8 protein-coding genes and 2 pseudogenes are annotated in these 10,130 nt (G+C 76.2%); 8 read left to right on the forward strand and 2 right to left on the reverse strand.

Annotated features, from left to right (window positions below):
* Positions 1 to 87: 87 nt before the first annotated feature.
* Positions 88 to 585: pseudogene (locus tag ABZV78_RS30205) on the reverse strand (FAD:protein FMN transferase); the annotation flags it as partial.
* A 174-nt stretch (positions 586 to 759) separates the two neighbouring features.
* On the opposite strand from ABZV78_RS30205, the gene ABZV78_RS30210 reads away from it, so the two are divergent.
* From ABZV78_RS30210 to ABZV78_RS30230, 5 genes are all read left to right on the forward strand, one after another.
* Positions 760 to 1,500 carry a response regulator transcription factor gene (locus ABZV78_RS30210; protein ID WP_355644074.1) on the forward strand — a complete coding sequence of 247 codons (741 nt, stop codon included), beginning with the start codon at positions 760 to 762 and terminating at the stop codon, positions 1,498 to 1,500.
* Positions 1,478 to 2,986 (forward strand): ATP-binding protein, encoded by a 1,509-nt coding sequence (locus tag ABZV78_RS30215; RefSeq protein WP_355644063.1) that lies wholly within the window; start codon positions 1,478 to 1,480, stop codon positions 2,984 to 2,986. Before ABZV78_RS30210 ends, ABZV78_RS30215 begins: the two co-directional genes overlap by 23 nt.
* Positions 2,987 to 3,031: 45 nt before the next feature.
* Positions 3,032 to 5,392 carry a glycosyltransferase family 39 protein gene (locus tag ABZV78_RS30220; RefSeq protein ID WP_355644065.1) on the forward strand — a complete coding sequence of 787 codons (2,361 nt, stop codon included), beginning with the start codon at positions 3,032 to 3,034 and terminating at the stop codon, positions 5,390 to 5,392.
* 3 nt (positions 5,393 to 5,395) lie between these two features.
* Complete coding sequence (locus ABZV78_RS30225) at positions 5,396 to 6,622, forward strand: bifunctional glycosyltransferase family 2/GtrA family protein (RefSeq protein WP_355644067.1); 1,227 nt, start codon at positions 5,396 to 5,398, stop codon at positions 6,620 to 6,622.
* 80 nt (positions 6,623 to 6,702) lie between these two features.
* Entirely contained in the window at positions 6,703 to 7,506 is an 804-nt protein-coding gene (locus tag ABZV78_RS30230) for a helix-turn-helix transcriptional regulator (protein WP_355644068.1), read from the forward strand.
* A gap of 98 nt (positions 7,507 to 7,604) precedes the next feature.
* Here ABZV78_RS30230 and ABZV78_RS30235 read toward each other — a convergent pair whose 3' ends face one another.
* Positions 7,605 to 8,003 carry a VOC family protein gene (locus ABZV78_RS30235; protein WP_355644070.1) on the reverse strand — a complete coding sequence of 133 codons (399 nt, stop codon included), beginning with the start codon at positions 8,001 to 8,003 and terminating at the stop codon, positions 7,605 to 7,607.
* Positions 8,004 to 8,182: 179 nt separating this feature from the next.
* Here ABZV78_RS30235 and ABZV78_RS30240 point away from each other — a divergent pair, with 179 nt between their 5' ends.
* The 3 genes and pseudogenes from ABZV78_RS30240 to ABZV78_RS30250 all read left to right on the forward strand — a co-directional run.
* Positions 8,183 to 8,332, forward strand: a complete 150-nt coding sequence (locus tag ABZV78_RS30240; protein WP_167364301.1) for a hypothetical protein — start codon at positions 8,183 to 8,185, stop codon at positions 8,330 to 8,332.
* A gap of 5 nt (positions 8,333 to 8,337) precedes the next feature.
* Positions 8,338 to 9,756 (forward strand): class I SAM-dependent methyltransferase, encoded by a 1,419-nt coding sequence (locus ABZV78_RS30245; protein ID WP_355644072.1) that lies wholly within the window; start codon positions 8,338 to 8,340, stop codon positions 9,754 to 9,756.
* Positions 9,749 to 10,130 (forward strand): annotated as a pseudogene (locus ABZV78_RS30250) (sulfatase); the annotation flags it as partial. The gene ABZV78_RS30245 and the pseudogene ABZV78_RS30250, both read left to right, overlap by 8 nt.

A 10,130-nucleotide genomic window follows, 5' to 3' on the forward strand; every position in this document is an offset into this window, starting at 1 on the left:
CGCCGACCTGCTCGACGCGCACCCGTCGACCGAGCGGGTGCACCTGGACGTTCCGGTGAAGTTCCCGGACGGCTCCGCCACCTGCTCGGCGCACCGCTGCACCAGGTACGCGCCCGCCGTTCCGCCGAGGTCCAGCCAGAGCGGCGGCGGCACCGCCAGCAGGTCCCCGCGCAGCGACACCGCCCGCCAGCCCTCGCCCCGGTCCACCCGCCCCCAGCCCGAGCCGCAGGCCGGCAGCGGGGCCACCGACCGGCGCAGCCGGGCCGCCCCGACCGTCGGGTCGACCGCCCCGCCGGTCGCCTCCGCCGCCCCCAGCGACACCGCCACCAGCTCACGCAGGAGCGGGCCGACCGGCACCGGCCGGCCGGCGGCCCGGTGCGCCCGGGACAGCTCCAGGTCGACCGCGCGCAGCCCGGCGAGCCGGCGGGCCACCGCCCGCCGGGCGGCCGGCAGCGCCGTACGATCCGAGACCGCCACCCGGACCGCCCTACGACGACTCCAGTTCGGCGCGTCTGACGCCGCGCCGCGACCTGGAGCCGTCGCCCGCCACCACCAGCGGACCTCGAAGAACCCGTCCACGCTCATGCGGTGAGCGTGCCGCGCGCGGCTGGAGGGGAGGTGGGCCGGACCTGTGGTCCGGCTGTGCGTCCGCCCCGACGGGCCGGGCCGCGCGGATCCCGCCGGTCGGCCCGCACAGCTGGTACACAGGATCGGGACAGGCCCGGCACAGCGGGTGCGCCCACGATGGGGGGCATGGTCATGAACGGGCAGGCCGCGCAGGGCCGGATCGAGCTGCGCCGACCGGACGGCGAACCGGTGCGGGTGCTGGTGGTGGACGACGAGCCGACGCTCACCGACCTGCTCTCGATGGCGCTGCGCTACGAGGGCTGGGAGGTGACCACCGCCGGCAACGGGATGGCGGCGATCAGCGCGGCCCGGCAGGTCAAGCCCGACGCCGTGGTGCTCGACGTCATGCTCCCCGACCTGGACGGCTTCCAGGTGCTGCGCCGGCTGCGCGAGCAGGCGCCCACCGTGCCGGTGCTCTTCCTGACCGCCCGGGACGCGGTGGAGGAGCGGATCGCCGGGCTCACCGTCGGCGGCGACGACTACGTCACCAAGCCGTTCAGCCTCGAAGAGGTGATCGCCCGGCTGCGCGCCCTGCTGCGCCGGTCCGGGTTCGCGGTCGCCGCCCGCGAGGAAGCGGTGCTCACCGTCGGCGACCTGAGCCTCGACGAGGACAGCCACGAGGTACGCCGCGGCGGCGACCTGATCAACCTCACCGCCACCGAGTTCGAGCTGCTGCGTTACCTGATGCGCAACCCGCGCCGGGTGCTCAGCAAGGCGCAGATCCTCGACCGGGTCTGGAACTACGACTTCGGCGGCCAGGCCAACGTGGTCGAGCTGTACATCTCGTACCTGCGCAAGAAGATCGACGCGGGCCGGGAGCCCATGATCCACACGCTGCGTGGGGCGGGCTATGTCCTCAAGCCCGCGGAGTGACCGGGGCGGGCGGCTGCGCCGGCGATTGGCCGGCTGGTCGCTGCGCCGCCGCCTGGTGCTCTCCGTGGTGGCGCTGCTGGCCCTGGTCAGCATCGGCATCGGCGTCCTGACCACGGTCGCCCTGCAGCACTTCCTCGTCGGCCAGGTCGACAACCAGCTCGGCGGCAACCGCCGGCCCGACAACGGGCCGCCCTTCCGCGGCGGCGGGGACCCGCCGTGGCTGAATCAGCCGGGCGACGGCTCGGCCGTGACGGAACCGCCGCGCGGATTCCCGCCGGGCTCGATCGCGGTCCGGGTTCCCGAGACCGGGGCGACCACCGCCGGCATCCGGACGGAGAGCGGGACCGCCGAGGCGCTGTCGGTGGCCGAGGTCGGCGAGCTGGCCGAGGTGCCCACCGACGGCCGACCGCACAGCGTGGACGTCGGTGACCGGGGCGACTACCGGGCGTTCGCCCGGCAGATGCCCGACGGCGACGTGACGATCTACGCCATCCCGCTCGCCGGGGTCCAGGACACCGTCATGTGGGTGCTGGTCGCCCAGGCCGGGCTGATCACCGCCGGGCTGGTCATCGCCGGCGGGCTCGCCGCGCTGATCGTCCGGGCCGCGCTCCGGCCGCTGAACCGGGTCGCCGCCACCGCCGCCCGGGTCACCGAGCTGCCGCTGGACCGGGGCGAGGTGGCCCTGTCGGTGCGGGTGCCGGCGGCCGACACCGACCCGCGTACCGAGGTCGGACAGGTGGGCGGCGCGCTCAACCGGATGCTCGGCCACGTCGCCGCCGCGCTCGCCGCCCGGCAGGCCAGCGAGATGCGGGTACGCCAGTTCGTCGCCGACGCCAGCCACGAGCTGCGCACCCCCCTCGCCGCCATCCGCGGCTACGCCGAGGTGGCCCGGCGCGGCCGGGACGAGGTGCCGCCCGACGTGGCGCACGCGCTGCGCCGGGTGGAGTCGGAGAGCACCCGGATGACCAGCCTCGTCGACGACCTGCTGCTGCTCGCCCGGATCGACTCCGGTCGCCCGCTCGCGGCCGACCCGGTCGACCTCACCGCCATGGTGGTCAACGCGGTCAGCGACGCGCACGTGGCCGGCCCCGAGCACCGCTGGCAGCTCGACCTGCCCGACGAGCCGGTGAGCGTCACGGGCGACGCGCACCGGCTGCACCAGGTGCTGGCGAACCTGCTCGCCAACGCCCGGGTGCACACCCCGCCCGGCACCACGGTGACCACCCGGCTCGTGCCGGTGGCCGGCGGGGTCGAGCTGAGCGTCACCGACGACGGCCCCGGCATCCCCGAAGAGCTGCAACCGGAGGTCTTCGAGCGGTTCGCCCGCGGCGACAGCTCGCGCTCCCGGGCGCACGGCAGCACCGGCCTCGGCCTGGCCATCGTGGCCGCCGTGGTGGAGGCCCACCACGGCGCGGTCGAGGTGGTGAGCCGTCCCGGCCGGACCGTCTTCACGGTGCGACTGCCCGAACCCACAGCCGGCGCATAGGTCGCTCACGGGGGTGGGTCAGCGGGCCGCCCCAGGCTTGCCGGCATGGACAGAACAGAGAGCCTGCTGACCGCGCCCACGGCCGGGTCGCCCGCGACCGACCCGGCCCCCGCGCCCGCCCCGGAACCGGTCCGGACCCCGGCGCAGCCGCCGGCCGAACCGCCCCGTCGCGACCCGCGCTGGACCCGACCGGCCCTGCTCGGCCTGCTGCTGGCCACCGCGCTGCTCTACCTCTGGGGCCTGGGCGCCTCGGGCTGGGGCAACGCGTTCTACTCGGCGGCCGTGCAGGCCGGCTCGGAGAGCTGGAAGGCGTTCTTCTACGGCTCCTCGGACGCGGCCAACTCGATCACCGTCGACAAGACTCCGGCCTCGCTCTGGCTGATGGCCCTCTCGGTCCGCGTCTTCGGGCTGAGCAGCTGGTCGATCCTGGTGCCGCAGGCGCTGCTCGGCGTCGCCTCGGTCGGCGTCCTGTACGCCACCGTGCGCCGCTGGTACGGGCCGGTCGCCGGCCTGCTCGCCGGCGCGGTGCTCGCGGTCACCCCGGTGGCCACGCTGATGTTCCGCTTCAACAACCCCGACGCCCTGCTGGTGCTCCTGCTGGTCGCCGCCGCGTACGCGACGGTGCGCGCGGTCGAGACGGCGAGCACCCGGTGGATCACGCTGACCGGCGCGCTGGTCGGCCTCGGCTTCCTCACCAAGATGCTCCAGGCGTTCCTGGTGATCCCGGTCTTCGCCGGGGTCTACCTGCTGGCCGCGCCGACCGGCTTCTGGCGGCGGATCCGCCAGCTGCTGCTGGCCGGGCTGGCCGTGGTGGTCGCCGCCGGCTGGTGGGTGGCGATCGTGGAGCTGGTCCCGGCGAGCGCCCGCCCGTACATCGGCGGCTCGCAGCACAACAGCATCCTGGAGCTGACCCTTGGCTACAACGGCCTCGGCCGGATCACCGGTGACGAGGAGGGCAGCGTCGGCGGCGCCGGCCGGATGGGCGGCGGGGGCGGGGGCCCGTTCTCCGGACAGTCCGGCCTGCTGCGGATGTTCGACACCGAGGTCGGCGGCCAGATCTCCTGGCTGCTGCCGGCCGCGCTGATCCTGCTGGTCGCCGGGCTGTGGCTCGCCGGGCGGGCGGCGCGTACCGACCGGACCCGGGCCGGGTTGCTGCTCTGGGGCGGCTGGCTGCTGGTCACCGGGTTGATCTTCAGCTTCATGTCCGGGATCTTCCACGCGTACTACACGGTGGCCCTGGCTCCGGCGGTCGGCGCGCTGGTCGGCATCGGGGCGACCCTGCTCTGGCGGGCCCGCACCACCCCGACCGTCCCCGCCACGCCCACCTCCGGCTACGCCCCGGCGGCGGCCGCCGGCCCCCTCCCGCCGGCCGCCGCCGTCGCGCCGAGCGCCCGGGCCGCAGCGGCGGGTGGGCCGTTCGCCCCGGGCCGGCGGCGCGGGTTCGCGGCGACCGTGGTCCTGGCCGGCACGCTGGCGGTGACCGCCTGGTGGTCCTGGCACCTGCTCGGCCGCAGCGCCGACTGGTACCCGTGGCTGCGCACCGCCGTGCTGGTGGTCGGCCTGGCCGCCGCCGCGCTGCTGGTCCTGGCCGACCGGCTGCCCCGGCGGGTGGCCCCGGTGGTGCTGGCGCTCGGCGCGGCGGCCGCGCTGGCCGGCCCGGTGGCGTACTCGCTCCAGACGGCGGCGACCGCGCACACCGGCTCGATCCCCAGCGCCGGCCCGGTGGTGCAGGGCGGCTTCGGCCCCGGCGGTCGCGGTGGCTTCCCGGGCGGTGGCCGGATGCCGGGCGGCACGCAGTTCCCCGGCGGCCAGTTCCCGGGCTTCCCGGGCGGCCAGAACGGCGGCACGGCGCCGAACGGTGGCACGGCGCCGAACGGTGGCACGGCGCCGAACGGTACCGGCCAGACCGGCCAGCTCCCGGCCTTCCCCGGCGGCGGCACCGGCCTCCCCGGCGGCCAGGACGGCACCGGCCAGAACGGCACCGGCCAGAACGGCGCGACCGGGCCGGGCGGCGGCCGGTCGGCGGGCGGCGGCATGGGTGGGCTGCTCGACGCCCGCGAGCCGAGCGCCGAGCTGAAGGCGCTGCTGGAGGCCGACGCGGACGACTACACGTGGGTCGCCGCGACGGTCGGCTCGAACAACGCCTCGGGCTACCAGCTCGCCACCCGCGAACCGGTGATGCCGATCGGCGGCTTCAACGGCAGCGACCCGTCCCCGACCCTCGCCCAGTTCCAGCAGTACGTCGCCGACGGACGGATCCACTACTTCATCGGCGGCGGTGGGTTCCGGGCCAACGGCGGCAGCAATGCCTCCGCCGAGATCGCCGCCTGGGTCGCGGAGAACTTCACGGCGCAGACCGTCGACGGCGTGACCGTGTACGACCTGAGCAGCGGAGAGCAGGGCTGAGCCATGACCTTCACGAGCGAACCCCGGGCCGCGGTGCAGGCCCGGCCCACGGCGCCCACGGCGGTGCTGGACGTGGTGGTGCCCGTCTACAACGAGGAGGCCGACCTCGGCCCCTGCGTCCGGCGGCTGCACGCGCACCTCACCGCGCACTTCCCGTACCCGTTCCGGATCACCGTGGCGGACAACGCCAGCGTGGACGGCACGCTCGCGGTGGCCGAGGCGCTCGCCGCCGAGCTGCCCGAGGTGGGCGTGCTGCACCTCGACGCCAAGGGGCGGGGCAGGGCGCTGCGGGCCGCCTGGTCCGCCTCGCCGGCGCCGGTGCTGGCGTACATGGACGTGGACCTCTCCACCGACCTGGCGGCCCTGCTGCCGCTGGTCGCCCCGCTCATCTCCGGCCATTCGGACCTGGCGATCGGCACCCGGCTGGCACGGACCAGCCGGGTGGTCCGGGGCGCCAGACGGGAGGTGATCTCGCGCGGCTACAACCTGCTGCTGCGGGGCACCCTCGCGGTGCGTTTCTCCGACGCGCAGTGCGGGTTCAAGGCGATCCGCGCCGACGTGGCGGCCGGGCTGCTGCCGCTGGTGCAGGACACCGGGTGGTTCTTCGACACCGAGCTGCTGGTGCTGGCCCAGCGGGCCGGGCTGCGGATCCACGAGGTGCCGGTGGACTGGGTCGACGACCCGGACAGCCGGGTGGACATCGTGGCCACCGCCCTGGCCGACCTGCGGGGCATCGGGCGGTTGGGTCGGGCCCTGGTGACCGGGGCGCTGCCCCTGGCCGACCTGCGCGCGCAGCTCGGCCGGGCGCCGCTGCCCGCGCCGCCGGCCCAGGTGCCGGCCGGGCTGCCCCGGCAGCTCGCCCGGTTCGCCGTGGTCGGGGTGGCCAGCACGCTCGCGTACCTGGTGCTGTTCCTGCTGGCCCGCGGCCCGCTGGGGGCGCAACCGGCGAACCTGCTGGCCCTGCTGGTCACGGCGGTGGCCAACACGGCGGCCAACCGGCGGCTCACCTTCGGCGTCACGGGCCGCCGGCACGCGGGCCGGCACCATCTCCAGGGTCTGCTCGCCTTCGCCCTCGGCCTGGCCCTGACCAGCGGCTCGCTGGCGGTGCTGCACGCCACCGCCGGCACCCCGCCCCGCGCCGTGGAGCTGACCGTCCTGGTCGCCGCCAACCTCGCGGCGACCGCCCTCCGCTTCACCCTGCTCCGCCTCGCCATGCACCACCGCCCCTGACGCCCGCCGGCGATCCCGGCGAGCGGAAACTCGCCAAGATCCGGAGCGGGAATCGGGCCCCGGCGTGGCAGGGTGGGGGGATGTACCGGGAGGGAGCGGCGCCGGGAATCCCGGGGGCCGTCCGGTGGGCGAGCGTCTCGCGCGGCGACGGGCCGGTGCGGGTGCTGCCGGACGGGTGCCTGGACCTGCTCTGGTCCAGCCGGTCCGGGCTGCTGGTCGCCGGGCCCGACCGGACCGCGCACCTGTCGGTGAGCGTGCTGGGGGAGCGGTGGGTCGGGCTGCGGCTGCCGCCGGGCACCGGACCCGCCGTGTTCGGCGTGCCCGCCGACGAGCTGCGCGACCAGCGGGTGCCCCTCGCCGACCTGTGGGGACGGGCCGCCGCCGACCTGGCCGACCGCATCGCGGCGGCCGACGCGCCACCCGCGGGGCGGGCCCGGCGCGGACACCTCGGACGGCCAACGGCCGGCGCGCCCGCCGGCAGCAGCCCGGCCGCCGTGGCGCTCGCCGAATGGCCGGGACCGTCGATCGCCGCCGTGCTGGAGGAGGTCGCGCTGGGCCGGTTGCGGGCCGCGGGCGGCCCGGACCCGATCGGGGCGCGGGTCGCCGCCCGGCTCGCCGCCGGCGCCACGGTCGCCGCGACCGCCGCCGAGGTCGGCCTCGGCGCGCGGGCCCTGCACCGGCGCAGCCAGGCCCTCTTCGGGTACGGCCCGAAGACCCTCGCCCGCATCCTGCGGATGCGCCGCGCCCTCGACCTGGCTCGCGCCGGCGCGCCGCTCGCCGAGGTCGCCGCCCTCGCCGGGTACGCCGACCAGGCCCACCTCACCCGCGAGGTGAAGGAGTTGGCGGGCGTCCCCCCGACGCGCCTGCTGCCGGCCGGCGCCTGACCGTCCTCCCCGGCGCCGCCGGTGGTCGGTGGAACGCCATCGAGGTCATCGGGCTCCGGATACCTCCATGGCGTTCCACTGGCTGCCTCGGCGGTGGCTCAGTCGGACTTGAGTGGGGCGAACAGGTCCACGCCGTTGCCGTCGGGGTCGTGCAGGACCGCGTACCGCTGGCCCCAGAAGGCGTCCCAGGGTGGCCGGTGGCCGTGGTGGCCGGCGGCGGTGAGCTCGCCGTACCAGCGGTCCACCTCGGCCGGGTCGGCGCAGCGGAAGGCCAGGCTGGCGCGCGGGCTGCCGGTCGCCGGGGCGTAGTCGGGGTCGAAGCTGCGGATGATCTCGACCGTGTCCCAGGCCAGCCGGACGCCGTTGTCGAGGGTGATCTCCACGTGCGGCTCGCGTTCCGCGCCGGGCGGGACCGGCAGCCCGAGCCGGCGGTAGAAGTCCAGGGTGCGTCCCATGTCGGTGACGGCCATCCCGATGAGGTCGAACTGCGGTGTCATGCCGCCACGGTAGGGGCCGGCGACCCGGGCCGTCTTGAACGGATCGGACGAGGGGCGAGTGACCGGTGTGGCCCTCGCGACCCGGGCCAGGGGCGTACGGTGGGACAAGTCCGGCTTAGAGCGGTAAAGCTCTCATATCGGGCCGGACTCCGATGACTGGCGAGGGAAGGGAGCTGGCCGTGACGCACCTGGCCTACCTGGACGCGGGATCCGGCAGCCTGATCGTGCAGGCGGTGGTCGGCGGGGTGGCCGGCGTGGCGGTGGCCGCCAAGCTCTACTGGCGACGGCTGGTGGCCCGGTTCCGCCGGCAGCCCACCGACCAGGGCTGACCGGAGTGGCGCTCCACGACACCACCGGCCTGCGCGCCGAGCCCGGCTCCTTCCGCGACCCCGGCAACCAGGTCTTCCACCGCGGCGGCGAGGTGCTGCGCGGGCTGGACGAGCGGTCCGCCCGCGACTGGCGCGCCCTGGCCGCCAGCGACTTCTTCCGCGACCTGCTCGCCACCGGCCAGGTCTGCGGCACCGAGGAGCTGTTCCCCACCCCGGTCGACGTGCCCTGGGCCGCAGTGCTGCGCCACGAGCGGATCCCGTTCGTCTCGCACCCCTACGAGTGGTCCTACGGGATGCTCCGGGACGCCGCGCTGCTGCACCTGGAGGTGCTGCGCGCCGCGCTGGCGGCCGGCTTCACCACCAAGGACGGCTCCGCCTACAACGTGCAGTGGCGGGGCGCCCGGCCGGTCTTCATCGACGTCGGCTCGTTCGAGGCGGCCCGCGACGGCGAGCCCTGGGCCGGCTACCGGCAGTTCTGCCAGACCCTGCTCTACCCGCTGCTGGTCCAGGCCCACCTCGGGCTGGACTTCCAGCCCTTCCTGCGGGCCCGCGTCGACGGCATCGAGCCGGACCAGATGCGCCGGCTCTTCGGCGGGGCCCGGCGCTGGCGGCCCGGGGTGTTCACCCACGTCCATCTGCACGGCGCCATGCAGGACCGCAACGCCGAGGCCAGCACCAGCACGGTGCGGGCCCAGCTCCGGGCCGCCGGCTACTCGCGCGAGCTGGCCCTGGCCACGGTGCGCGGCCTGACGAAGCTGGTCCGCCGGCTGGACCACCGGCCGGGGGAGAGCCACTGGTCGGACTACCAGCGCACCTGCGCCTACTCGGTGCCGGACCGGCAGGCCAAGGAGGCGTTCGTCGACCGGGCGGTGGCCGTCACGGGGCCGGGCCGGGTGCTCGACCTGGGCGCCAACGACGGCCGCTACGCCCGGATCGCCGCCCGGCACGCCGACCACGTGGTCGCCGTCGAGCAGGACCCGGCCGTGGTCGACGCCCTCTACCGCGCGCTGCGCGACGAGGGGGAGGAACGGATCCTGCCGCTGGTGATGGACCTGGCCGACCCGTCGCCCGGTGGTGGCTGGCGCGGCGTCGAGCGGGCCGCCTTCGCCGACCGGGCCCGGGCCGACGCGGTGCTCGCCCTGGCCGTGGTGCACCACCTGGCGATCGGCCGCAACGTGCCGCTGCCCGCGGTGCTCGACCAGCTCGCCGCGCTGACCGTGACCGGCGGCAGCCTGGTGGTCGAGTTCGTCCATCCCGACGACCCGATGGCCCGCCGGTTGCTGGCCAACAAGCCCGACGGCCTCTTCCCGGACTACCGCCGGGAGGTGTTCGAGTCGCTGCTCGCGGCGCGCGGGCGGGTCGTCGGCCGCACCGAACTGCCGTCCGGCACCCGCACCCTCTACCAGGTGGTGGTGGGTGGCTGAGGGCACGCTCGCGCCCCCGCAGGCTCCGCCGGCGGCCCCGGACCGGCCCCGAAACCGGGACGGCTGGCGCGGTGAGGCGGGCCGGCTGCTGGAGGTGGTGGCGCTGGTCGGGCTGGTGGTCACCCAGCCGCTGCTGGACGTGCTCGGCCGCAGTCCCGACTTCTTCCTGTTCCACCGCGCCTCCCGGGCCGACGTGCTGCTCCTGGTGGCCCTGATCGCGATCGCGCCGACCGTGCCGTTCGCCCTGCTCGGCGCGGCCGGCCTGGTCGCCGGGCGGCTCGCCCGGGCGGCCGTGCACACGCTGGTCGTGGGGCTGCTGCTGGCCGCGCTCGCGGTCCAGGTCGGCCGGCACGTCACGCCGCTGCGGGGCGTAC

This window comes from Micromonospora sp. NPDC004540 (assembly GCF_040610095.1).
Taxonomy (GTDB): Bacteria; Actinomycetota; Actinomycetes; order Mycobacteriales; family Micromonosporaceae; genus Micromonospora.

Excerpts from the sequence above, each read along its gene's own strand:
- ABZV78_RS30210 (WP_355644074.1), top strand. The coding sequence starts at position 760 with ATGAACGGGCAGGCCGCGCAGGGCCGGATCGAGCTGCGCCGACCGGAC.
- ABZV78_RS30215 (WP_355644063.1), top strand. The coding sequence starts at position 1,478 with ATGTCCTCAAGCCCGCGGAGTGACCGGGGCGGGCGGCTGCGCCGGCGA.
- ABZV78_RS30220 (WP_355644065.1), top strand. The coding sequence starts at position 3,032 with ATGGACAGAACAGAGAGCCTGCTGACCGCGCCCACGGCCGGGTCGCCC.
- ABZV78_RS30225 (WP_355644067.1), top strand. The coding sequence starts at position 5,396 with ATGACCTTCACGAGCGAACCCCGGGCCGCGGTGCAGGCCCGGCCCACG.
- ABZV78_RS30230 (WP_355644068.1), top strand. The coding sequence starts at position 6,703 with ATGTACCGGGAGGGAGCGGCGCCGGGAATCCCGGGGGCCGTCCGGTGG.
- ABZV78_RS30235 (WP_355644070.1), bottom strand. The coding sequence starts at position 8,003 with ATGACACCGCAGTTCGACCTCATCGGGATGGCCGTCACCGACATGGGA.